This window comes from Sphingobacterium prati (assembly GCF_013167215.1).
Lineage (GTDB): Bacteria > Bacteroidota > Bacteroidia > Sphingobacteriales > Sphingobacteriaceae > Sphingobacterium > Sphingobacterium prati.
This window is the reverse complement of the sequence record NZ_JABJWY010000024.1, coordinates 35,522-59,363: the sequence shown is the minus strand read 5'-3', so window position 1 is coordinate 59,363 and position 23,842 is coordinate 35,522. Positions and strand designations below refer to the sequence as shown.

General features: G+C 41.0%; 26 protein-coding genes. 15 read left to right on the top strand and 11 right to left on the bottom strand.

The window, feature by feature from the left end:
• Position 1: 1 nt before the first annotated feature.
• Genes HPC41_RS06270 through HPC41_RS06235 form a run of 8 tightly spaced genes read right to left on the bottom strand, consistent with a single transcriptional unit; the run spans position 2 to position 6,909 of the window.
• Positions 2-442, bottom strand: a complete 441-nt coding sequence (locus HPC41_RS06270; protein ID WP_172393184.1) for a molybdenum cofactor biosynthesis protein MoaE — start codon at positions 440-442, stop codon at positions 2-4.
• Complete coding sequence (locus HPC41_RS06265) at positions 435-1,541, bottom strand: HesA/MoeB/ThiF family protein (protein ID WP_172393183.1); 1,107 nt, start codon at positions 1,539-1,541, stop codon at positions 435-437. The genes HPC41_RS06270 and HPC41_RS06265 overlap by 8 nt, the downstream gene beginning before the upstream one ends.
• A gap of 3 nt (positions 1,542-1,544) precedes the next feature.
• Positions 1,545-1,772 (bottom strand): MoaD/ThiS family protein, encoded by a 228-nt coding sequence (locus HPC41_RS06260; protein WP_172393182.1) that lies wholly within the window; start codon positions 1,770-1,772, stop codon positions 1,545-1,547.
• Positions 1,769-2,275: a molybdopterin-binding protein gene (locus HPC41_RS06255; RefSeq protein WP_172393181.1), complete on the bottom strand. Its 507-nt coding sequence runs from the start codon at positions 2,273-2,275 to the stop codon at positions 1,769-1,771. The genes HPC41_RS06260 and HPC41_RS06255 overlap by 4 nt, the downstream gene beginning before the upstream one ends.
• Positions 2,276-2,284: 9 nt before the next feature.
• Positions 2,285-3,019, bottom strand: a complete 735-nt coding sequence (locus HPC41_RS06250; protein WP_172393180.1) for a sulfite exporter TauE/SafE family protein — start codon at positions 3,017-3,019, stop codon at positions 2,285-2,287.
• Between the two features lie 6 nt (positions 3,020-3,025).
• Positions 3,026-4,795, bottom strand: coding sequence for an NTP transferase domain-containing protein (locus tag HPC41_RS06245; RefSeq protein WP_246250440.1), 1,770 nt, complete (start codon positions 4,793-4,795; stop codon positions 3,026-3,028).
• The gene (moaA, locus tag HPC41_RS06240) at positions 4,792-5,772 is read right to left on the bottom strand and encodes a GTP 3',8-cyclase MoaA (protein WP_172393179.1); all 981 of its coding nucleotides are present in this window, start codon (positions 5,770-5,772) and stop codon (positions 4,792-4,794) included. The genes HPC41_RS06245 and moaA overlap by 4 nt, the downstream gene beginning before the upstream one ends.
• A gap of 6 nt (positions 5,773-5,778) precedes the next feature.
• The gene (locus HPC41_RS06235; RefSeq protein ID WP_172393178.1) at positions 5,779-6,909 is read right to left on the bottom strand and encodes an XdhC family protein; all 1,131 of its coding nucleotides are present in this window, start codon (positions 6,907-6,909) and stop codon (positions 5,779-5,781) included.
• Positions 6,910-7,190: 281 nt separating this feature from the next.
• Between HPC41_RS06235 and HPC41_RS06230 the strand changes: the two genes are divergently transcribed.
• Positions 7,191-7,661 carry a (2Fe-2S)-binding protein gene (locus HPC41_RS06230; RefSeq protein WP_172393177.1) on the top strand — a complete coding sequence of 157 codons (471 nt, stop codon included), beginning with the start codon at positions 7,191-7,193 and terminating at the stop codon, positions 7,659-7,661.
• Between the two features lie 24 nt (positions 7,662-7,685).
• Complete coding sequence (locus HPC41_RS06225; protein ID WP_172393176.1) at positions 7,686-9,977, top strand: xanthine dehydrogenase family protein molybdopterin-binding subunit; 2,292 nt, start codon at positions 7,686-7,688, stop codon at positions 9,975-9,977.
• A gap of 107 nt (positions 9,978-10,084) precedes the next feature.
• Here the strand turns inward: HPC41_RS06225 and HPC41_RS06220 are convergent, their stop codons facing one another.
• Positions 10,085-10,741: an NTP transferase domain-containing protein gene (locus tag HPC41_RS06220; protein WP_172393175.1), complete on the bottom strand. Its 657-nt coding sequence runs from the start codon at positions 10,739-10,741 to the stop codon at positions 10,085-10,087.
• Between the two features lie 213 nt (positions 10,742-10,954).
• Here HPC41_RS06220 and HPC41_RS06215 point away from each other — a divergent pair, with 213 nt between their 5' ends.
• From HPC41_RS06215 to HPC41_RS06205, 3 genes are all read left to right on the top strand, one after another.
• Positions 10,955-11,809: a helix-turn-helix domain-containing protein gene (locus tag HPC41_RS06215; RefSeq protein WP_172393174.1), complete on the top strand. Its 855-nt coding sequence runs from the start codon at positions 10,955-10,957 to the stop codon at positions 11,807-11,809.
• Positions 11,810-11,886: 77 nt separating this feature from the next.
• A complete protein-coding gene (locus tag HPC41_RS06210; protein ID WP_172393173.1) occupies positions 11,887-12,603 on the top strand; it encodes an FAD-binding oxidoreductase in 717 nt (238 codons plus the stop codon).
• A 13-nt stretch (positions 12,604-12,616) separates the two neighbouring features.
• Complete coding sequence (locus tag HPC41_RS06205; RefSeq protein ID WP_172393172.1) at positions 12,617-12,967, top strand: hypothetical protein; 351 nt, start codon at positions 12,617-12,619, stop codon at positions 12,965-12,967.
• A 50-nt stretch (positions 12,968-13,017) separates the two neighbouring features.
• On the opposite strand, the gene HPC41_RS06200 is transcribed toward HPC41_RS06205, so the two are convergent.
• Positions 13,018-13,314 carry a hypothetical protein gene (locus HPC41_RS06200; RefSeq protein WP_172393171.1) on the bottom strand — a complete coding sequence of 99 codons (297 nt, stop codon included), beginning with the start codon at positions 13,312-13,314 and terminating at the stop codon, positions 13,018-13,020.
• 393 nt (positions 13,315-13,707) lie between these two features.
• Here HPC41_RS06200 and HPC41_RS06195 point away from each other — a divergent pair, with 393 nt between their 5' ends.
• From HPC41_RS06195 to HPC41_RS06165, 7 genes are read left to right on the top strand one after another with little or no spacing between them, the layout of a single operon-like run.
• On the top strand, positions 13,708-14,835 hold the full coding sequence (locus HPC41_RS06195) for an NAD(P)/FAD-dependent oxidoreductase (RefSeq protein WP_172393170.1): 1,128 nt from the start codon (positions 13,708-13,710) through the stop codon (positions 14,833-14,835).
• On the top strand, positions 14,832-15,545 hold the full coding sequence (locus HPC41_RS06190) for a methyltransferase domain-containing protein (RefSeq protein ID WP_172393169.1): 714 nt from the start codon (positions 14,832-14,834) through the stop codon (positions 15,543-15,545). The genes HPC41_RS06195 and HPC41_RS06190 overlap by 4 nt, the downstream gene beginning before the upstream one ends.
• A complete protein-coding gene (locus HPC41_RS06185) occupies positions 15,542-16,597 on the top strand; it encodes a type III polyketide synthase (RefSeq protein WP_172393168.1) in 1,056 nt (351 codons plus the stop codon). The genes HPC41_RS06190 and HPC41_RS06185 overlap by 4 nt, the downstream gene beginning before the upstream one ends.
• A gap of 17 nt (positions 16,598-16,614) precedes the next feature.
• Positions 16,615-17,052 (top strand): 3-hydroxyacyl-ACP dehydratase FabZ family protein, encoded by a 438-nt coding sequence (locus HPC41_RS06180; protein ID WP_172393167.1) that lies wholly within the window; start codon positions 16,615-16,617, stop codon positions 17,050-17,052.
• A complete protein-coding gene (locus HPC41_RS06175) occupies positions 17,049-18,320 on the top strand; it encodes a beta-ketoacyl-[acyl-carrier-protein] synthase family protein (RefSeq protein WP_172393166.1) in 1,272 nt (423 codons plus the stop codon). Before HPC41_RS06180 ends, HPC41_RS06175 begins: the two co-directional genes overlap by 4 nt.
• Before the next feature lie 3 nt (positions 18,321-18,323).
• Positions 18,324-18,578, top strand: coding sequence for an acyl carrier protein (locus tag HPC41_RS06170; protein ID WP_172393165.1), 255 nt, complete (start codon positions 18,324-18,326; stop codon positions 18,576-18,578).
• The gene (locus tag HPC41_RS06165) at positions 18,575-19,096 is read left to right on the top strand and encodes a 4'-phosphopantetheinyl transferase family protein (protein ID WP_172393164.1); all 522 of its coding nucleotides are present in this window, start codon (positions 18,575-18,577) and stop codon (positions 19,094-19,096) included. The genes HPC41_RS06170 and HPC41_RS06165 overlap by 4 nt, the downstream gene beginning before the upstream one ends.
• 243 nt (positions 19,097-19,339) lie before the next feature.
• Here HPC41_RS06165 and HPC41_RS06160 read toward each other — a convergent pair whose 3' ends face one another.
• Positions 19,340-20,224: an alpha/beta fold hydrolase gene (locus HPC41_RS06160; protein WP_172393163.1), complete on the bottom strand. Its 885-nt coding sequence runs from the start codon at positions 20,222-20,224 to the stop codon at positions 19,340-19,342.
• 124 nt (positions 20,225-20,348) lie between these two features.
• Between HPC41_RS06160 and HPC41_RS06155 the strand changes: the two genes are divergently transcribed.
• The 3 genes from HPC41_RS06155 (at position 20,349) to HPC41_RS06145 (ending at position 23,836) form a co-directional block, all read left to right on the top strand.
• Complete coding sequence (locus tag HPC41_RS06155) at positions 20,349-20,717, top strand: MerR family transcriptional regulator (protein ID WP_172393162.1); 369 nt, start codon at positions 20,349-20,351, stop codon at positions 20,715-20,717.
• Between the two features lie 57 nt (positions 20,718-20,774).
• On the top strand, positions 20,775-21,170 hold the full coding sequence (locus HPC41_RS06150; protein WP_216660676.1) for a DinB family protein: 396 nt from the start codon (positions 20,775-20,777) through the stop codon (positions 21,168-21,170).
• A 437-nt stretch (positions 21,171-21,607) separates the two neighbouring features.
• Positions 21,608-23,836 (top strand): glycosyltransferase, encoded by a 2,229-nt coding sequence (locus HPC41_RS06145; RefSeq protein WP_172393161.1) that lies wholly within the window; start codon positions 21,608-21,610, stop codon positions 23,834-23,836.
• Positions 23,837-23,842: the final 6 nt, after the last annotated feature.

Here is a 23,842-nt window from a genome sequence, read left to right as displayed (position 1 = left end):
GTTATCTATTAGTTTTCCATTGATGAGTATTGTCTTCAAATAATTCTTTACCCCAGATTGGCATTTCTTTTTTTATGCGTTCAACAAGCTCGTCACAGGCACCAATAGCTGCTCGACGATGCGCTGAAGAGGTAAATACAAAGAAGCAGATTTCACCTACCTGTACCAGTCCCTCGCTGTGGTACACGTGCATACAGGTGACGGGATAGTTGTCAAAGATTGCTTTGCGGATCTCGGCCATTTTTAGCATCGCAAGTTCGCTGTTGATACTGTACTCAATAGCTTGAACTGATTTACCTCCGACTTGGTCAGCACGGATCTGTCCAAGAAAGACACTGTGGGCACCGATATCGGATTTATTACCATGCTCTGCAATTACATCTGCAATCAATGACGGGGGAATGGGACCTTGTATAAATATATCGTTTTTTTGTTTAGTCATCTAAATAGTTTTTTAAAGCGATCATGCCGCCCTCCAGGTGAAATACCTGTTGGCTGCTGCCTCGCTGGTCGTAGAAATATTGTGCGGCCATTAGACTGCGTTTGCCGCTCTGACAGATAAAAACAATGCGCCTGCGGTCGATTTTTTCCAATTGCGTCGGCAATGTACCTAGGGGAATGGAGAGATGGGCTACCTGGAGCCGGGGCGTTTCATTGAACTCTCGTACATCTACAAGCAAGAGGTCGGTGGCCTCCCAGGTGGTTATCAGTTCAGCTATCGTTATACCCTGTATTTGACTACGCACTGAAGCACAATACTGAATATAATCGAAATCTTTCAATGCATTTAAGCTCCGTGGATAGGAGCTTTCATCGAAACTTGTTTGTGGTATATTAAAAGTAAATATGCCGTTATCAAGCAGGTTGATTGTCATTAGCTTATTGTTTAAAATGGTTCCTATACCTGTCAATAATTTAATAGCTTCTGTGGCTTGATGAATTCCGATCAACCCAGGTAGCACACCCAAAACTCCTGCAGCATTACAATCGGGCGATTCCATAGGATCGGGGGGTATCGGGAATAAATGTCTGTAGGTGGTCTTGACACCTTTTTCATCGGCTACATTGAAAACTGCTAATTGACCTTCATATTGGTAAATGGCACCGAAAACTAAAGGCTTGTCCAAGAGGTAACAAACATCGCACAGCAGGTAGCGTGTAGCGAAATTATCCGTACAGTCCAAAATCACATCATAGGGTTGGAGACGTTCAGCTGCATTAGCAGGGCATAATTGTTCTACCCAAAAAGCAATGTCAATATCGGGGTTTTGCAGTCTCAATTTACGGGCTGCGACCTCAGCTTTGGCATGGCCAATGTCTGTTGTATCGTAGAGTACCTGCCGGTGTAGATTGTTCAGCTCCACACGATCATCATCAATAATACCAATGTGCCCAATACCTGCTGCAACTAGGTACTGGAGTACCGGACAACCTAGGCCGCCGGCCCCTACAACAAGGAGGCGTGCTGCCTGCAGCTTCTGTTGACCTGCCTCGCCAAAACCTAGCAAGGCAAGCTGTCTCTCGTAACGTTCATTCTGCATTACTTATCCTCCTGAATAGGGTGGCATCAAAGCCACAACATCTTTTTCCCGTAAGTCTACCGGGGTGTTAATTATTGTGTTGTTAACAGCAACTAACAGTTTGCGATGGGCAAGGTCTGGATGCTGGCGGGATAGGGCAGTGAGCAACTCAGCAGTGTCAGCCGCTGTGACATAAAACTCCCTTTCGAGGATTTCTGTTAAAGCACCAAATGTCTTCACTTGTATTCTCATTTTTCGATACGTTTAATGTGGATATAATGCAACCCTTTTACATAACGTCTGCCTGTGGCCACATCCGCGGTGGAAAGCAGTACATAGGGGCCTTTTTCTTTGCCTAGGCTGGCGCGTTCAATATTGGTTACCAGCAGGGCATGATCACCGACGTTGGTGTTGAATAGCTCGTTCCACGAAAATACAACGCTATAACCGTCAGTAGCCTCGCAAACTACATAGTATTCGCTGAGTGCTTTTGGGGACTCAGCAGGAAAGGTGATGTTTTTCAACAGGTCCTTTAGCAGACCACCCTCGATATTTTTGAGGGTGGACCGATAAGCACCCGTATGGTTATAAATCCGCACGCTATCGAGCGAGTGTGTTGGAAGTTGTCTGATCTGCTCCAACGTTATGTTGGTTTCCTGCTTTCCAAAGACAGTAACGCCAATATTAGCTGGTTGTTGCCCGTAGAGAGGAAAATACAAAATAGATAGTATCAAGAAGACAAACGTTATATGCATACCTTTATTTTAAGCTGTTGTAAATAATAATTTATATGCCGCTACCAAAAGCACGGTGGCAAGCACATATTTTAAAACATCTTGTTTTAATATTTTTGATCCTAGATAAGCACCCAATAGGCCACCTGAGAACGCGACGGCAATGTAGCCCCACATGTGTACATTAAATGAAATCCCCTTTGTAAGCATACCCCCCAGTCCTGACAATGAATTTACGAAAATAAATGAAGCGCTGATGGCTGCAGTTTGTTTTTGATCAGTCCATTTGAGTAAGATCAAAAACGGCGATAGGATAATTCCGCCACCGATTCCAATCATGCCGGACAACAGACCTACAACAGCACCGATCAGGAGTGCTCCTAACGTATTAAATGATTTGAGTTCATCCGCCGATGGGCTCTTAAAAAAGAAAAAGCGAAAGATCGGGAAGAGCAGCAATAGACCCAGCAATCGTTTGTAAAGATGATCCTCAAGAGTAATCATGCCACCAATAAATGCCATTGGTACAGATGCAGCAGCCACCATCAAAAACAGATTGCGTTTAAAATAATTGCCTCTGTAATATTGAATAAATGAGGTTAACGAAACAAAAAGATTAAGCACGAGTGCTGTAGGCTTCATCTCCTGGGGTGCAATACCATAAAGCGCCATCAAAGCTAGATAACCGCTGGCGCCACCATGTCCCACAGCGGCGTACAGGAATGCGAGAATAAACAGAAAGAAATAGAAGAGTTCAAACTGCATGGCTAGCTAGGTTAAAAGATGTATAAAAACTTCGTCGCCCACTGCACAGCCTTCGGCATCCTCTTCTAGGATCAATAGGCAATTAGCCTGTGCATAGGAGTGGAGTCTATAAGACTCCTGTGCATGGAGGGGTTCGACCACATGCCCATCATAGTACGCTTTCAGAAAGTGGGTCAGACCAGGTTTTTTGCTGTATGCATGGGTAGTATGTGTTTTGATGCTGCGGTTGCGGTCGGGAAGCTGCATGATCTGTTCCAAAGCCGGCTTAACATATAGATAAAAGCAGGTCAGTGCTGAGGAAGGATTGCCGGGCAGTCCAAAAACTATTTTTTGCTCCCGCGTACCAAAAAATAGGGGTTTGCCCGGTTTCTGTCGGATGCGATGGAAACGTTGCTTTACGCCACAGCCTTTAGCAACGTCCACGACATAATCGTAGTCGCCTACACTTACACCACCAACTAAAAGTACAATATCGGCCGTTTTCAATGCCTCTTGCAAAGCTTGTTTGAGTTGCTGTTTGTCGTCCAGCACATGTTGGTATTCGACGCTAGATATTCCCATTTGTTGCAAGGCAGCCTTCAGCTGATAAGAATTGGATTCATAAACTTCGCCATATCCAATCCTGCCCCCCGTTGCTCTCAGTTCGTCACCGGTGAGGATAATATGGATTTTGGGTGGAGCGTATACCGTCACCTCAGTACAGCCGATGTTGGCTAGATAACCGATAGCGGCGGGTGTCAGGCTGGTTCCGGGGAGCATTGCGACAGCCCCAGCACTGATTTCAGCGCCCTCGGGGCGGACATTGTCCCCCAGTTTTAATGCCTCGTCCTGTATGCGGATCGTATTTGTTTTACTTACTTCTACTTTTTCCTGCATCACGACGGTGTCGGCACCAAACGGTAGTGGTGCGCCAGTATAGATGCGCATGGCCTGTCCGCTGTGTAGTGTCCTAGGAGTTGTAGTGCCGGCGGGTATCTTATCTACAACAGGAAGCTCTTGTCCGCTATCGGCATAACAGATGGCATAACCGTCCATTGAAGACTGCGCAAAGCCCGGAATGGCTTGTGATGCGATTACAGTACGGGATAGCGTATGTCCAAGTGCATCTTGAATGGCTACTTGCTGTTCCTGCGAGGCAGGGATATAATGATGGATAATATCTTTCGCCTGTTGAACACTAATAAATTGATGTGGCAGATTGAAGTAGTCCTCTTGGGTATCCACATCGTATTTTGCGGGTTCGTAAAGGAATATTGCTCGGTCATCAGGGTATTGCTCAGCAAGTTTCTTCGCACCCTTTTGGCCTTCAAGCTGCATCAGCCTATCGAAGTATTTTTTTTCAAAGAGAACCGGTGCCCCCCATGTTCCTGCAAAACCCGTAGCGACAATACCTTTTCCGCTGCTATCGGCAAGTTGAAGAAGCTGTTGAAAGACGTGTTGATCCACAAAAGGCTGATCGCATAAGCTGATAATACAACGGTCCAGAAGCGGCTGGTTTTCCAACATATCCTTCAATCCAACAATAACGGAGCTCGATAAACCAGTCGCCCAACGCGGATTGATCACGATGCTCACGTTACTATGCTGTAAGGTTGAATGGATTGGATCGGGATAGGCGCCGATAACTACCGTGACAACGACATCCGGAACCGCCAAGGCCTCCCTGCTGATGCGTTTTAAGAGCGATTCACCTTCAAATTCGAGCAATTGCTTGGGAAGCCCAAGCCGTGAAGAATTGCCCGCCGCTAATATAATTATACCTGTATGTTTTGTCATCCACCAATTGTAATCATGCTCCGATTTTTCAGAAAATCGGTGTCTATATGTTCAAAATTTGTCGCTAATTGCCCACCCAGCTCTTTTGATTTGGAACGTATATTTTCCTGGATCAATGGCAGTACTTTACCACCGGCCCGCAAAACTGTCAATAGATCTGTCTCATCAGCGGAAAATAAACAATTTTTAAGTTTACCGTCAGCGGTGAGTCGTATGCGGTTGCAGCCGGCACAGAAGGGTGCTGTCATCGTACTGATAATTGCGATACGCCCAGCATGGCCGGCAATTGAAAATGCTTTGGCCGTATCATGAGGACCTGCTGTAATAGATTCTGTTGTATAAACAGTATGTATTTTATTTAGTATATCGACCTGTGTATATACTTGGTTGCTGGTCCACTTGTTTCCGCTAAATGGCATAAATTCGATAAATCTTATTTCAAGAGGATTGGCTTTGGTCAGCGCTACAAAGTCAAGGATCTCGTCCTCATTGATCCCTTTCATCACCACCATGTTGATCTTAGTACGGATGCCGTGCTGCAGGAGAAGATCAATATTGGCACGCACGCGTTCGAAGTAATCCCTCCGGGTAATCTTAAAAAAACGCTCCGATCGTAAAGTATCCAGACTGATGTTAATGCTTTTGAACTGCGCTGCCACTAATTGAGGCAACATATCGTCAATACGTATGCCATTGCTGGTCATATGCAGTTCGACTGGTAGTTGAGCTAAACGTTCGATAATGGCCGGAGCATCCTTGCGTACCAGAGGTTCACCACCAGTCAGACGGATCTTGCTAATACCCTGCGTTACAAATAGCTCGGTCAATTGCTCAATCTCGTCGACTTGCATCAGTCGGTTATGTGGAGTAAAACTATATTCTTCCTCCGGCATACAATAGAAGCAACGTAGATTGCAGTTATCGGTGAGCGATATCCGTAAATAGTTGTGTACACGTCCAAATGTATCCTTGAGCATAGCGTTTTAAAGTATTAAGGGATTTTCAGTATGTATTTTTGTCGCCAGAAATTTGAGCGAACCTCCACGACGATTACTTAGTACAGCCTTGATTTCAGCGACAATAGCGATTGCGATTTCTTCGGAAGTTTCAGCACCAATATCAAGCCCCACAGGGCCATGAACAATTTCTTTCTGCGTTTCAGTAAGTTCGAGTCCTGCTTGTTTCAGATCCTCAAACATCCGAAGTAGTTTAGTCTTTGGCCCCAACGAACCAATGTAGCTGGTAGGCGTATGAATTAAGTTTTTTAGGAGCGTAAGGTCATAATGATAATTATGTGTCATCAATACAATAGCCGTACACGGATCGATGTTTATTTTTTGAAGCACCTCATCTGCCGCAGATAGGATGAGCTGATCAGCTTTGGGGAATCGTGCTGCTGTCACATGGCTTGCCCGCCCCTCCACGACGATGACTTCCCAGCCCAACAGCTTAGCTGTATCCACAAGAGGCTGGACGTCATTGCCCGCTCCAGCAATGATTAGCTGTATGTTTGGGGGGAGGTATTCAATAAAAGCCTCGCAGTGTTTTCCGTCTAGCTGGACCGCCGTAAGCACAGATTGCCGTTTTGCGGTGGCGAGCACAATATGATCGGCTAGCTTCGATAATAAAGGGTCGGATGTGGACTTTTTATCTCCGTAGCTATCGATTACAAGGATAGTTCCGCGTTGTTCACTTAGTCTTTGTGTTGAAAAACAGGTGATCAACAGTATCTCAGCACGCTGCTTTAATACGCATTCCAACAATGTAATGGGATGGTTGGCCTGTTGCAAATCAACGTATTCAAAAAGAATATGGATAATCCCATTGCATCCGAGCTGCAGACCAATTGCTGACCCCTCCTCAGTATTTGTATCGTAACTAACAAGTCTATTTTTGCGCTGGTGTATTGCCACTAGGGCCTTTTTCAACGCATCACCTTCGAGACAGCCACCGCTGATTGCGCCTGTCATCTGTCCATCTTCGGTTACCAACATACGGGCACCAGGCCTGCGGTACGAGGAGCCCTCGACCTTGACCACTGTCGCGAGGGCCATCGAACGGTTTTCGGAAGCGGCTACACCTGCAGCTATCAAAATGTCTCTTATCTCTTTCATGCAAATACGGACAATGCTATAATCATAAAATTGGACAGTGCTTTTATTACAATGCCGTTTATCAAATTTAACGATTTACATGGTAAAAAACACGAAAACTGTAATAATGGCAAAAACATCCATAAAATCTACAATTAATTGATTAATTTAAATAAGAATTTTGATGCCGAATGTGCTGAAAGCGAATACATAAGTGAAAACTTGTCTTATTATTACGGCAGAAACAAAACCAATTCAATTGATTAAATGAAATTTGTAGAAGCAAGAAAAAAATAACGATTATGGCAAAATTTTCAATTTTGGTTAACGGTAAAAAGCATGATGTTGATGTCATGGAGGATATGCCTTTGCTGTGGGTGCTCCGCGATATTATTGGTCTGAAGGGGACCAAATTTGGCTGTGGGAAAGCCCTGTGCGGCGCGTGCACAGTGCACCTTAATGATACCGCAATCCGATCCTGTTCATTTCCAATTTCAGCAATAGGAGATGGTAAAGTGACCACGATAGAAGGTCTTTCTGAAGCCGGGGATCACCCTGTTCAGGAAGCCTGGGAGAAATTTGTGGTCCCTCAATGTGGCTATTGCCAGACAGGGCAGATTATGAACGCAGCTGCGCTGTTGAAAAAAAATGCCAAGCCTTCAGAACAGGAAGTCGAACAGGCCATGCAAGGCAATTTATGTCGTTGTGGAACATATAATCGAATTAAAGCTGCCATCTTGGAAGCGGCCGGTACGCCGGTCACAACCGGGTAGGGCTTCACTTAAAGCAGAGATAGCATGAATATATTAACTCCTTTTCAAAAAAGAAAGACCGCAAGGGTCGATTCGGAGATTTTTAGTGTTTCCAGACGTGACTTTTTAAAAAACAGTGGCCTGCTAACCGGTGGACTGATACTCGGCGTTAGTTTTTTTAGTTGTGACAATAAAGGTAAGAAGCTGGCAACTTTGGCCCCCAATGTCTATCTGAGCATAGCTTCAGATGGCAAAGTAACGATTGTCGCCCATCGATCAGAGATGGGACAGGGGATTCGGACCTCGCTGCCGCTGATCATAGCTGATGAAATGGGGGCCGACTGGAATAAGGTGGAGATTATACAAGCCGAAGGAGATGAAAAGAAATATGGAAATCAAAATACTGATGGTTCATTCTCGGTACGGATGTTCTATAAACCCATGCGGGAGGCTGGAGCCATTGCTAGGTTATTGCTCTTGCGTGCTGCTGCCAAAGAATGGCAGGTCGACGTAACTAAGTTAGATACCCAAAATGGACAGGTTATCCAACTTGGATCAAGCAGGAAAAAAGATTTTGGAGATCTGGTGCATACGGCATTGTCCCTGCCAGTTCCAAAAGTTTCCGAGATCAAGCTGAAGGACAGGCAGCACTTCAATATGATTGGGAAAGAAACCCCGATTATTGATTTGCACGATATTGTAACAGGCAAAGCAGTTTTCGGGATCGATGCTATTGTCGAAGGAATGAAAATCGCCGTGATCAAGCGCTGTCCTGTTGTTGGAGGGAGTGTAAAATCGGTCAACGATCGCAAAGCACTTGCTGTACCTGGTGTCGTCAAAGTGATTACAATCAAAGGTGCTGGCCTACCAGCAACCCTGTCAAGACCACTTAGTGGCGTGGCCGTGATCGCCGAAAATACATGGGCAGCGATCAAAGCACGCGATCTATTAGAGGTGGAATGGGAATTGGGACCCAACGCCGGCTACGACTCCGCCAAACAAATTGAAGAGCTCAAGCAGACGGTCGCCCAGGAAGGGACACTACGTCGTAAACGCGGTGATTTCAATGCCGCCAAGGGCAATGCAAAAAAAGTGATCGAACATACCTACATTGCTCCCTACCTGGCGCATGCAACCATTGAACCACCCTGTGCGCTGGCCATAGTCAAAAATGGAAGCTGTGAAGTATGGGCATGTACACAGAATCCACAGGGCGCACGGGATGCCGTCGCAAAGGAACTGGGTATCGGTGCGGAAAATGTGAAAATGAATGTTACGCTGATCGGTGGCGGATTCGGACGAAAATCCAAACCTGATTTTATACTCGAGGCGGCTATTCTCGCCAAGGAATCCGGTATGCCTATTAAAGTACAGTGGACAAGGGAAGATGATATCCGTCACGATTACTATCATGCAATGAGTGTGCAACGCATTGTGGCGACCATCGATAGCCAAAATAAATTGAGCGGGTGGGCACATCATATTGCCAATCCGTCCATCTCTGCGACAGAAGACCAAGCCGTTGTACAACCCAGTGATGGTGAATTGATGTTGGGCGCTTCGGATTTCCCATACAACGTGCCAGCTATTAATATTGCAACACATGATGCAAAGGCACATCTTCGGATCGGTTGGCTGAGATCGGTTCGCAATATTCCGCAAGTATTTGCCGCAGCAACCATGCTGGATGAAATTGCAGAAGCAAGAGGTCTGGACGCTGTAGCTAATGCATTGGAATTGCTTGGAGAAGATCGCCATATTACTTTTGAACAAGAATTAATCAAGACAACCTATCCCAACTATGGTGAAAAGATCGAAGACTATCCATGGGAAACCAGTCGAATGAAAAAAGTGATTGAACGGGTCGCTAAAGAATCGGGTTGGGGGAAAAGTATGCCTGCAGGTAGCGCACTTGGCTTTGCTGCACATAAAAGCTTTCTGACCTATGTCGCTTGTGTAGTGGAAGTAAAAGTTAGTCACGATAAAAAAATTAGTATCCCCAATGTGTACTATGCAGTTGACTGTGGGTTGGCGGTCAATGTGGACAGAATCAAATCGCAGTTTGAGGGAGGGGCACAATTTTCTGCCAGCTTTGCGCTAAAAAGCACGATTACGGTAAAGAATGGGGAGGTAGAGCAGAGTAACTTTGACGGCTATCAGATTATCCGGATGCCTGATTCGCCTAAACAGATACATGTGTATATCCTAGATAGTGATGCGAAGCCTACGGGCGTAGGCGAGCCTCCAGTACCACCGTTTACGCCAGCGCTCTGCAATGCAATTTACGCTGCTACTGGAAAACGGATCTATACACTTCCAATTGATCTGACTGTTTAGGAAATCAATGTTCTTTAAGATTGCGAATAACGATATACGAGAGCCTAATTATACAGGCTCTCGCTATTACTGACAAGAAAGTAGATCAATGCTCTAAAGCGGGCACCTCAGCGATCCTGAGATTTGTTGGCTATAATCGCTTTTGCATACCTGGCCTCATCGTGTGTATTGACATTTGTGAGAATATTTGCATCTTGAGGACCAATTAGCATTAGCGAGACCTGTTGTTGAATTAATGCCTGGCGCGGAGATAACTTTTTTTGTGCGATCAGCTGTTTGAGGATCGAGCAACCTTTTGGCTCCCATATTGTACATAATGGTTCTGGAAGGCCATTTAGCGGATTTGTAAATGCCGTTGCTATTTTTTTGGGATCGCGTCTTTGAATCAGAAAATCGACAGCCGCGCTGTCAATGAGAGGCATATCACAGGCGAGTACAAGCCAAGCTCGATCGGGTTCCAAATCAAATGCTGTCAATATACCTCCTAAAGGGCCAATATTTGTATAGACATCGGGCAGAAACTTATAAATCGGATCTCCTTCGAGTTTGTCGCTCATCTCTACCTCCTGTTCGGCCCGACAGGAAATATAGACGGTTTTACAATAAGCTTTCAGCAGATCTACCAAATAATAACACTGTTCTTTGCCGTACCATTGGATCTTTTCTTTTGGGATGCCCATCCGTTGGCTTTTCCCCCCGACAAGTACTAGTCCGTTTAAAAGTGGGTATATATTTTCATTCGAAACCATTGTATTTGCTATCAATAAATCTATTTTAATGAAGTTACGCAATTTAACTGGTCCAGAAAAATAAGGTACCTAGAATCAGAAATGATTGCTTCTACCTATATTTGTCGCTGCCAGCAATGCCTTATTGCTAATAATAAAATATGATGTTATAAGTCATTTGTTAAGCAAATTTTAATACTTTTAGCAAATTTGTAATACGGTAAATTTACATTCGTAAAAAATAAGATAATGCAGCACAAAAAAAATATTCCGGTTAGAACTTTGCCCAAGGAATTTGGCAATGGCATTGCTGTTGCCAAAGTTTCACCCGAATCATTTTGGGAAGACGAAGAAACTATGCAGGCGCATCGGCATGATTATCATTTCTTTGTTTTACAGAAAAATGGAGTCACACTTACTGAAATAGATTTTGAACAATACCTCGTTGATAAACCGACTATCTTTTATCAATCACCCAACCAGGTACATAAAGCACTGAAGGTAGAGAATATAGAAATGTTTATGCTAATTATTAGTAACGAAAACATTCATTCCGATTATCTAAATGTGTTGCAAAGTATCACACCTTTAAAACCTTTAGCGATTGATTCAAAAGATCTTGATATTATTGAAAGGACCTATAATCTGTGTATTGATTTTTATAAGAGAACCCCCGACAAATTGTATTTTCCCCTACTAAAGGATAGTACTAATGCTTTGGTAGCTTTACTTATTTCCTTGTATCTAAAATACACCAAAACTCCAGCGCTACTCTCCAGATTTGAACGTATTAATAAAGCCTTCTTCCAGTTGTTGGAACGAAAATTTCATATCTTGAAACGTCCTTCGGATTATGCCGCTCAATTTAATATTTCGGTTTCCTACCTCAATGAGTGCGTGAGAAATGCGACAGGTTTTTCAGTTTCATATCATATACAGCAGCGTATTGTTTTGGAGGCTAAACGGTTGCTTTATCACTCCGATATGTCCGTTAAAGAGATTGCTTTTCAATTGGGCTACGAAGACTATCCTTATTTTTCTCGGTTGTTTACCAAGACATGTGGCATGAGTGCGAAATTGTTTCGTTTAAAAAACCGCGATTAATCCAATTACTACAACTATTTATTCTTTTTAGTACTGAAATCAATGGCTTTCTTTGTTTCGATAAAAAATGTAAGATTATGCCAAGCGCTCCAAAATGGGTTTTTGACACCCTGAATTTCTTTATATCTCAAATTCCTGGCATACATGTATGCCAAACAGAATATCTGTCGAGATCCGTTAAACGGATTAGTTTACAAGGAAATTTTGAAAAATTTCAATTTCCTATTGGTGCTTTTTTTGATATACGTGTTTCTGAGACCGATGCCAGAAGATATACAGTTGCCGAAATAAATAATGAGAAAAACAGACTAAAACTGATTGTATATATACATGGTAAAGGATGTGGTAGCGATTTTATGAATCAACTGAAACCAGGTGATCGTATAAAGTTAAACAAGCCACGAACGGAACAAAAGTATTATGACAAATCGGTAGAGAAAATAGTTTTTTTTGGAGATGAAACTTCACTTGCCTTAGCGAGTTCTTTTCTGCCAATTATGCAAAGTCAAAAGAAACAGTACCGGTTTCTTTTTGAGTTGGATGCAGAAAATAACCATATCCCAGAGTTATTGGGGTTGGAAAACAGTATTGTGTTTCCAAAGTTAGATTTGTTTGAAAATCCGGACAGGATTAAGGATCTAACCATTTTAAAAAATGACGACTGGCTAGATGCCTACTTTGTTCTCACTGGAAATGTGAAGACTGTACAAAACTTTAGAAAAATCATCAAAACGCAAATTAATGGCCGAATTAAACATCATGGCTATTGGCTCCAAGGAAAAAAAGGACTTTAATTAAAAAAGAAATATGCATTATTTAATAGTAGAAAACGATCAGGTAGAAGAATTGACATATAACGTCGTGGGCTTTTTGTGGGACAATGGGAATGAAGTTTCAATACAGAAAAGATATACAAATAATGACAATTATTTACTTGAAGCAGATTGTGTCGTTTCTTTGGAAAACAAGTGCTTTTCAATAGATAATTTAGATAATTTAGCAAAATCAAAATTGTTTCTACGCTTTTGTAGTGATGGCGTTTACTCTAATGCTATTCCATCTCCGTATAAAATATTCGAATATAAGATTTTGAATAAGCGTACGCTGGCGGCGTTTTTTTCTTGGTGCAAAAAGTTGAATCTTTTTGAGGGTAAATAGCTTTTTAGATGCAATTTAGATAAATAAATCAAATAACAATTTTGTGCAATTCACAGTAAATGGGACTTCGATTCTATATTTTCCATGATATTCCAGGAGTCACTTTCCTCGACATATACAAGACGCCACATTTTTTCGGGGATCTTTATACCATTCGCTGTAACATATTCGCCAAGTCGTATAATTACTTCCGAAGATAATACTTTAGCTATCTCAGCATAAGCTTTTACACCACCGTAGAATTCTGCAATTGCTGGTGTTGCTTCTTGGCCAATTTCGGGTTTGAATAAAAATTTTGCTGAACATCCGATATACACCTTACTGTCCTTAAAGATTATTCCATTCATATTTTTATCGTTAGCGAACCAGGTGGTTCTATAAAACCATCGACCAGGCCTGTACCTAAAGGGCATCGACCAACCATTATGAGATGTTTTAAACGATTTGGCTTAGAAATTGTTTTCCTAACATCTGTAATCTGAAAATGAGATGACAATATAGGGGCAGCTGGGCCAGTGTAACCTGATACCTTGTAAGTAAGTTAAACTAATTAACGATAACAGATGTTATCAAAGAAGATTTTCATAAGCAGATTTATCTAAAGTTGGATCACGCGATGGTCCTTACTTGCTTGTTTATTTTTTATGCTAATCTCATCCACGTTTAGTGAGCTTTATGATGCGAATTGATGTATAACGTGGGCAATTGAATGTGATTTTTTGGGAGCTAATTTAGGATAGATGAAAACAGAGCCTGATGTGATTATTATTGGTGGCGGTCTTGCCGGACTTACAAGCGCACTACACCTGTTGAAACAGGGCTTGCAAGTCACTTTAATCGAGAAGCATAGTTATCCTCGTCATAAAGTTTGCGGTGAGTATTTATCCAACGAGATCTTGCCTTATTTTAGCTGGCTTAACGTAGATATCTCTGAGTTGTACCCGTCTTATATACAGTATCTTAATGTTACAACGCAACATGGGCGGTCAGTAGATGTGAAGCTGCCTTTAGGCGGTATCGGTATAAGCCGCTACAGATTGGATAATTTTTTATACGACAAGGTGAAAGCACAAGGTTGCAAGATATTAAATGCAATTGTCTCGCGCATAAATTTTAATGATGATACATTTACCGTTTTCGTCCAAGAACAGGCTTTGGAAGCAAAATTTGTTTTAGGGGCCTTCGGTAAACGTTCTAATCTTGATCAGCTTTTGACTCGTGGTTTTATTAAAAAGACGTCTACATGGATGGCTGTCAAGGCACATTATTCTGGCGATTTTCCAGATGACCAAATCTCCCTGCATAGTTTTAGCGCAGGATATTGCGGTATTTCCAAAGTTGAAGAAAACAAAATAAATCTCTGTTACCTGACAGATGTTAAGACGTTTAAAAAATATAAAAACATAGCTGATTACCAGAAGTATGTTCTTTCCAAAAATATTCATCTAAAATATTTCTTCGAGCAGAATGTCTTGTTGTTCGACAAGCCAATAACCATTAGCCAAATTTCGTTCGATAGAAAGTCGATTGTAGAAGATCATATACTTATGATCGGGGATACAGCCGGCCTTATCCATCCTTTATGCGGGAATGGGATGGCTATGGCGATCCAGAGTGCAAGAATTGCTTCAGAACTAATTGCGGACTATTTTATCGGCAAAATTACATCACGTAAGCGATTGGAAATAGATTACGTCAAGCAATGGGAACAAAATTTTGGGCGCCGTCTTTTGTTTGGTAGAATTTTGGCCTATGTGCTACGGTATGAGTTCGGGGCCAATGTTTTAATAAAGATTGCCGCTACTTTTCCGGCGATACTGAAATGGATAATTAAACAAACGCATGGAAGCGCGAAGAAAATAAAATGAGAATAAACACTAAATTTAGAACTGAGCACATTGAAATCATGGACGATTTTTCGCTCGAGGGAGAGGAACTTCAGCTGACATTAAATAGACTATCCAAAATCAATAAGTTCTTGGGTGGCAATAACATCACATTGGATGGCGTAAAGAAATTGTTATCGAAAACTGATATTTCCAAAACAGTGACAGTTCTGGATATCGGCTGTGGAGGAGGGGATATGTTGCGTATGTTGAGTGATTTTGGTGCTAAAAATAATATTGATTTTAAAATGCATGGAATAGATGCGAATTATTTTACTATCACCTATGCGCAAGGTTTATCAACTGGATATCCCAATATATCGTATAGCTGCAGGGACGTATTGGGAAAGGATTTTTCAACTAGACAATATGATATTGTATTATGTACTCTTACATTACATCATTTTGGCAACGAGCAAATTATTGATTTGATGGGGCGTCTTGCCAATATGTGTAAGCTTGGTATCATTGTCAATGATTTACAGCGAAGTAAAATTGCATATCGACTATTTCAAACCATTTGTGTTGTTTTTAGGTTAAATAGAATGACCAGGGAAGATGGTCTGGTATCCATACTTCGAGGATTTAAGAAATGTGAGTTGGAGCAATTTGCTGAGAAACTGCATTTGAAAAATTATAGCATCCAATGGAAATGGGCTTTTCGTTACCAGTGGATAATTTCTCATATATGAACGTTAAGATAATATCTGTTGCAAAGCAACTACCCAAATATTCTTGTACCACTGCTGAAACTCTTCCGCTATTGGAAAAATGGCTTCACGGGCAGGAGGTACGTTTCATCAAAAAAGTAAAGAAGCTATTTGAAGGTGCCACTGTAGAGAGGAGATATGCCATTATGGAACCGAAGGAGGTTTTTACAGCCACATCCTTTGAAGAAAAAAATGAGATTTATTGCCACGAGGCGAGGATTTTGGCTGAATCAGCACTCTGCAAAGCACTAGACAAGGCTGATTGGGCTCCGCAGTCACTGGATTATATCATCACTGTTAGTTGCACAGGGATCATGATACCCTCATTAGACGCCTACCTGATCAATAAGCTGAGATTACGACAGGACATTGTTAGACTCCCTGTTACAGAGATGGGCTGTGTTGGAGGTGTATCTGGCATCATCTACGCAAAGAACTTTTTGCAAACCAATGTCGGTAAACGAGCGGCAGTAATAGCTGTTGAAGCACCCTCTGCTACTTTTCAATTATCAGATTTTTCAATGTCCAATATGGTAAGTGCTGCTATTTTTGGTGATGGCGCAGCTTGCTGTCTACTTTCGTCCCATGAAGCGGATAAAGGACCGGAGATCCTTGACCAGCAGATGTATCATTTTTATGATACCGAAGATATTATGGGTTTCAAACTTACCAACAGCGGGATGCAGATGATATTGGATATTGAAGTGCCTAATGTGATTGCATCGCATTTCGATGCGGTTATACATCCATTTTTAGCAGGTAATAACTTAGGAGTACAAGACATAAATTATATGATTTTTCATCCTGGAGGTAAAAAGATCATAGCAACGATAGAGAAGATTTTTGCACTGTATGGCAAAGACGTTTCTGATACTAAAGCTGTGCTATCACAGTATGGAAATATGTCAAGTGCTACAGTACTCTATGTGCTTGAACGCATTATGGAGGAGCGCGCTCCTCAAGCTGGTGAGTTGGGATTAATGTTAAGTTTTGGCCCCGGGTTTACAGCACAGCGTGTCTTATTGCAGTGGTGATTTAATAGAAAAGAGCGATGGACTTAAATGATATTATTACAAAATTGCCCTATAGAGATCCATTTTTATTTGTGGACGAGTTGCTACATGTGGACGATAATATTATTATTGGTAGCTATAGGTTCAATGAAAATCTCGATTTTTTTAGGGGGCATTTTTATGGTAATCCCGTTACTCCCGGGGTAATTTTAACCGAAACGATGGCTCAGATAGGTCTGGCTTGCTTTGGAGTCTATTTGCTAGGTAGCGAAGCCAGTGCCGAAACAGCCATGGCCTTAACATCAACGGAAATCCAATTTTTAAAAACGGTGTACCCCAAAGAAAAGGTTACTGTAATTTCCAACAAAATATACTTCAGATTCGGTAAACTGAAATGCGCAGTTACGATGAAAAACGAAGCCGGGCAGGAGGTCTGTAAAGGAATGTTAGCAGGTATGATAATTGACAGAATATGAGTAGAGTAGTTGTCACAGGGCTTGGGGTAGTTGCACCAAATGGAGTGGGGATATCCGCCTTTACACATGCCATAAGAAATGGAGGTTCAGGTATCAGACATGATCCATTTTTGGAGCGGCTCCAGTTCACCTGCCAAATTGCAGGGATGCCAGTCATAGAAGAAGATTTGAAAAAACAATATTTTAGCGAACTTGAACTTCGGGGCTTCAATAGTACTGGTATATTGTACGGTGTCATTGCGGGTATGGAGGCTTGGACAAATGCAGGCCTACCTATCGCTGCAAATTCTGCGCCAGATTGGGATAGTGGAACGGTATTCGGATCAGGCACTTCAGGCATTGACAAGTTACGCGAGAGCATTTATAAAATAGATGATTTGCAAACCCGTAGACTTGGTAGCACGGTAGTCGCTCAGACTATGAATAGTGGAGTCAGCGCTTATTTGGGAGGGAAATTAGGATTAGGAAATCAAGTCACTAGCAACTCATCGGCCTGTGCTACAGGCTCGGAAGCTATCCTTATGGCTTATGATCGTATCCGTTCCGGACGGGCCAAAAGGATGCTTGCTGGAGCTACTGGAGATAGCGGGCCATATATTTGGGCCGGTTTTGATGCATTACGCGTTTGTAGCTCTCAGTTTAATAGTCGACCACATGAGGGTTCACGTCCTATGAGTGCAACAGCTGGGGGATTTGTTCCCGGTAGTGGCGCCGGCGCATTGGTATTAGAAGACTTAGAAGGAGCCTTAGCGCGGGGGGCAACTATATACGCGGAGTTGTTGGGAGGGCATGTGAATTCGGGAGGGCAACGGGGCACTGGTAGCATGACCGCCCCGAATAGTGACGCGGTGCAGCGATGTATAGTGGGAGCACTTGAAAATGCAGGTATTTCTGCCGTGGACGTTGATGCCATCAATGGTCACCTGACAGCAACTGCTAAAGATGCCTTGGAGATAGAAAACTGGATTAAAGCCCTGGGCTGTAGAGGCAAAAATTTTCCTTATATTAACTCACTCAAAGGCATGACCGGGCATTGTCTGAGCGCAGCTGGTAGTATAGAAAGTGTGGCCGCCGTATTACAGTTGTATCATGGATTTTTATTTGGGAATAAGAATTGTGATGATTTACACCCTGACATTGCAAAACAGATAGATCACGCACGAGTACCTTTGAAAGCAATTGATTATGCAGCAAATATTATTGCCAAAGCCAGTTTTGGTTTTGGAGATGTGAATGTCTGTTTAATATTTAAAAAATTTGACAACTAACATATGAATAGGGAAGAACTTATCGGTGTATTAAAGCTCATTATAGAGCCATATACAACAAATAACGAATCTTTTGGAAATCTAAATGAGGAAACGGATTTTATCAATGATCTCCAAATCAATTCAGCCAATTTGGTTGACATTGTACTGGATATTGAAGAAAAATTCGATATTGTCATTGATAATGCTGATATGGAACGTATGCTCAATGTAAGAGCTGCGGTTGAAATTATTGAATTCAAGCTTAGCGAACAATGATTGGCAATGATGTGATCGATCTTGTGCAGTCCCGAAAAGAGAGCAATTGGAGAAGGCCAGGATTAATTCCAAAACTTTTCGATGTGAATGAACAGCTGCTGATATCGAATAGCGAAGATCCTGAGATTGCCATATGGGTGCTATGGAGCATGAAGGAAGCCGCTTATAAAATATGGCATCGATACACCCGGGTTAGGAAATATATCCCCAAAAAATTGGTATGCTCTTTGGTAACGCAATGCAACAATAGCGCAGCAGGCGAAGTGACTTGTGGCCGACGAACCTTTTATACCACAACGCAGCTATCACAGGGTATTATCCATACGGTAGCAGTAGACAATCTAGGTAATCTTAATCATGTTGCTGAGATTGAAAGGGATAGGATTTTTAAAGATTATTATGGTATTCCATATATTATAATTGAAGGGCAACAAGATGTATCGCCAGCATCTGTAAGTAACCATGGGCGTATCGAAAAAGCAGTTGCTATTTTAAAACCTAATTTACATTTTTTTTGAGTTGCTAAAAACAACCGCTTTGATCATGGTTAGACAACAATTTTATTTCGTGTAAATTTTTAACTTAATCCTCTAAATTGGTTTACACCCAAAATGGTCAAGTCGCTCAAGATAATTGAAATGGTACTATAAATTTAGGAGTTATGTCATAATGTTTGTAAAATTAAGATAGAAGTAAAAAAAATAATAAATAGAATATTTTCTCTTAAAACTTGTGGTACTTTAGTTTCATTTACTTCAGGTTTAATTAGCTAAAAAATCCCTAATCAATAGGCCAACCTCGTTAGGTTTTTCAGCAAGTAAAAAATGACCGCAATTTTCGATTTTCTCAAGCTGTAAATTCGTTGAGGCACTAGGTAAGGCATTCCGAAGTAAATCGTACCCGCTAGCTCCAATTGCCAGTATAGGTATATTTAATTTTTTATAGGTTGTAAAATCAGCAATATCTTGAGGAAAAGCCTGATACCAGGAATTCGAACAGCGAATAGCATCTTTATTATTGTAAACATCGATATAAATTGCTCTATCAAAGCTACTTACACTTTCTTTATTGACCAAGAGATGATCAAATAACCAAGAAATGACTATTGACATGCGCCCCTCAAGAAGCTGTTCAGGTAATTCCTTTACTTGGTTGAATGATAACCACCATGGGTAAAGATAATTAGCATCTAATATAGGTAACATAGGAAGTTGATACATACTGGGGTCCGGATGTGGAGTGTCTAATAGAACTAACTTGATAGTTGTTGTTGGGTAATTGCAGGCATAGCTAAAAGCAACATGGGCCCCGATATCATGTCCACCAATATATACTTTCTCAAAACCCAAATACCGCACAAGTTCGCTAATGTCTTTTGCCATATTCTTTTTGTCGTAACCAGACTCTGGTTTCCCTGAACTTCCCATACCCCGTATTTCAACAACAATTACTTGGTAATACTCAGATAATAACGGCATGATATGATGATAGGCCCACCATGTTTCGGGATAACCAGGGATTAATATCAGTGGATCGCCTTGACCACCAATAACGTAATGTATTTTTACGCCGTTTACTTTCGTGTAATGGTTCGTAAAGCCGGGTAATAATTTAATGAGTTCTTTGTCTGAATAGGATGAATCCATAATATGTGAATAATTTAAGCTACCATTGAATTTTCATTGACTAAATTAGCTTGTATTTTCTTAACTTACAAGTATGTAGTATACTGTATACTTGTAATTTTTTTTATAAAATATTGATAATCAGATGAAATTAATTAGTCAAATAGCAAGGGAAACTGGCATACCGATAGGGACTATTCGTTTCTATGAAAAGAGCGGACTTATAGCAGGCACAACAAAAAAGGAAGTAACATCCAATAATTATGTTTATTATGACCAGGAAGTCATCGAAAAACTGAGGTTTATTCAGATGGCAAAAGCGGTAGGCTTTACCTTGGCTGAAATTAAAGAAGTTATTGATGCATGGTATAAGAAGCAATTTAATAAGTCTGCGAAAATAGAAGTACTCAATCTGAGGTTGGAGCAGATTGATACTAAGATGAAGGAACTTAAAGCAATGAAAAAACAGATAGTACTTTGTAAATACAATATTGAAAATGACTTAAGTCGTTAATTTATGATAATCAATTTCCTTAATGAAACAAGGAGGCGTAGTATTCTCGTGTGAAAAGTGCTTCCCGAGGGTTTTTATGACTGGAAGCCAGATTCGGAAGCCATGACAGCTATTCAGATAATAAGGCATGTTTTACAAGCCGATTATGGTTGGAATATGATTATTAATAAAGAAGGTATGGACAACTATCATACACCTTGGGATGGCCGATTCTACTTTAGTGTTGATGATGAACTCATATTTGCAGAGCCTTATCGCCAAAATTTCTTACAAAGCGTTAGAAATTTTTCTGGTCAACAATTGGCAGACATTATCATTCACCCGGGGAGTGGTTCGGAAAATTTCCTTGGTAACTATTTATTGCGTAGTGCATATCATGAATCTGTACATGCTGGGCAGTTTATAAGTTATCTTCGAGAAATAGGAGTGGAAAGACCCTTTATCTGGGATTAATTCATGATCATGAAACGAGCATTCAATCTATTTTTAAGACTTAAATAGTATTTTGTAAATTCATATCGATGAGTAAAATACTTAAAAAATTCAACCAGGTATTTTGTAATAATTTGTAAACAAGTATAAGCGAAAAATGGCTTATTATTTTTGTGCGAAAAATAATAAGATGACGTACCTAAGGATCAGAACTAAAGCTGTGAATTATTTTCAAAATCCGATAAACATGCTTTTATAATAAAATTCATTATATCATGGAGGTAAGTTAGGAAAAGAATTAGAGTATTGTACTTAAGTGACTCTATGTATGGATTAAACATTTTATATTTCGTGTTTTTTAAATTTAAATGTGTATATTTATAGAACCTCCCTACGTGCAGCACCTTGTTAAGGATACAAGACGATAGTATGCAAGGACTTCACATAAATATTCAACAATGATTTCGACATCGAAAAGGGGAATAGCATTCCTTTCGACTTTTCCACCACGCGCCTGCGGTATTGCTACATATACAACAGATTTGATAAAAGCCATTTCAAGTAAATTCCAAGGTTCATACCATCTTATTCCTATCCCAATTGAAGAGTCTAAAAGTTATAATGACTATGATTCCGCTCTGCTAGGTATATTGGATATGACCGATCCGCTTTCATTTGATGCTATATTCGAAAACATCCAACTATATAAACATATCGATTTGATCTGTATCGAACATGAGTTCGGCTTATTCTCAGCACAGGAAGCGAAATTCAGGTCGTTCCTTTCAGAACTTTATGAAGCACAAATCGCAGTTGTAATTACTTTTCATACGGTATTACCATCTCCAGAGAAAATCCTATTTGACCAAGTTTCTGCTATTGCGGATTATTGTTCACAGATCATCGTAATGACTCAAAGCTCTGCTGAAATCCTTATTAATGCTTACCAGATTTCTCCGAATAAAATAACAGTGATCGCACATGGTACGCATTTAGCCCCAGCAACAGATAAACGTGCGATTTTAGAACGTTATAATCTACTGGATAAGAAGATTCTAAGTACGTTTGGCTTATTGGGGCCAAGTAAGAGTATCGAAACAACACTTTATGCACTTCCTGCTATTATCGAGCAGAATTCCAATGTGATGTTTCTTATTTTAGGGCAGACACATCCTACGTTGTTGCTGCGAGAAGGGGAAACCTATAGAAATCAACTACAGGAAATAATAGATCATCAAGGAATCTCCGATCATGTCAGATTTGTTAATGAATTTCTCCCAATTGAAGCTTTGCTGGATTTTCTATCTATTACCGATATTTATTTATTTACATCAAAAGACCCTTTTCAGGCGGTTAGCGGTACATTTTCCTATGCCCTGAGTTCAGGCTGTCCCATTGTTTCAACACCGATTCCCCACGTCAGGGAAGTTTTGAAGGAAGATATGGGAACAATGATCGATTTTGAGGCATCTGATCAGCTCGCAGATGCTGTCAGTCAAATTTTGGATGATGCCCCAAGGCTAAAGAAAATTCGTCATGTGAATCTCCAAAAAATGGTTAAAACTTCTTGGCAAAACGTCGCTATAGCACACGTTAATCTATTCGAACTTCTCATTGACGATAAAAGAGAGACGATATATTCAATCCCGCCTCTCAATCTAGACCATATCTTTCGTATGTCAGCGGAGAGAGCATTTACTCAATTTGCAGATATAAGCATGCCAGACGTGGCCAGCGGTTACGCCCTGGATGATAATGCGAGAGCGCTTATCGCTATATTGCATCACTATAAATTATACGAGTCTTTGGAAGACCTCGATCTGATACAGAAATTTTTAAATTTTATAGACTATTGTATGCAAGACGATGGCACATTTTTGAATTATGTAGACAGTTATGGTAATTTTACCATACAAAATGAGCAGGAAAATCTTGAGGACGCAAATGGAAGGGCTATATGGGCATTGGGTGAAGTGGCTGGTTTAGCCAATCTTTTACCAGAACAAATAGTTGAACTTGCCCGGGTGCTTTTGAATAGGGCTTCCAAGCATGCTTTAGTTTATTATTCAACCAGATCAATGGCTTTTACGATAAAAGGATTAAGTTTTATGAAAGGTGAGAAGTATAAAGCTATCATTGAGGTTTTGGCTAATCGTCTGGTTGCCATGTTTGAGTACGAAAGTACTGCAGATTGGCAATGGTATGAATCCTATATGACCTATGGCAACAGTGTAATTCCGGAAGCATTATTAGCGGCCTATGAGTCAACTGCAAATAACAGATATAGAGACATTGCCTATCAATCCTTCGATTTTTTGTTAAGTAGAATTATAGTTAATGATGAGATCCATGTTATTTCCAATAAAGGATGGGCACAACGCGACCAGCCACGAGCCGAATCCAAAGGGGGAGAACAGCCTATCGATGTTGCCTATACGATTATTGCTCTTGATAGATTTTATAGGCATACCAAAGATGAGCATTATAGGAGGACCATAAGAATTGCATTCGAGTGGTTCTTGGGACGCAACCACCTACAACAAATAGTATATAACCCAGTTACGGGGGGATGTTTCGATGGTTTGGAAGAGCGGGCGATAAATATTAATCAAGGAGCAGAATCTACTATAAGTTATCTATTGGCAAGGCTTAAGATGGAAGCCTATTTACCCGAAAACATAGGTTGATGGAGT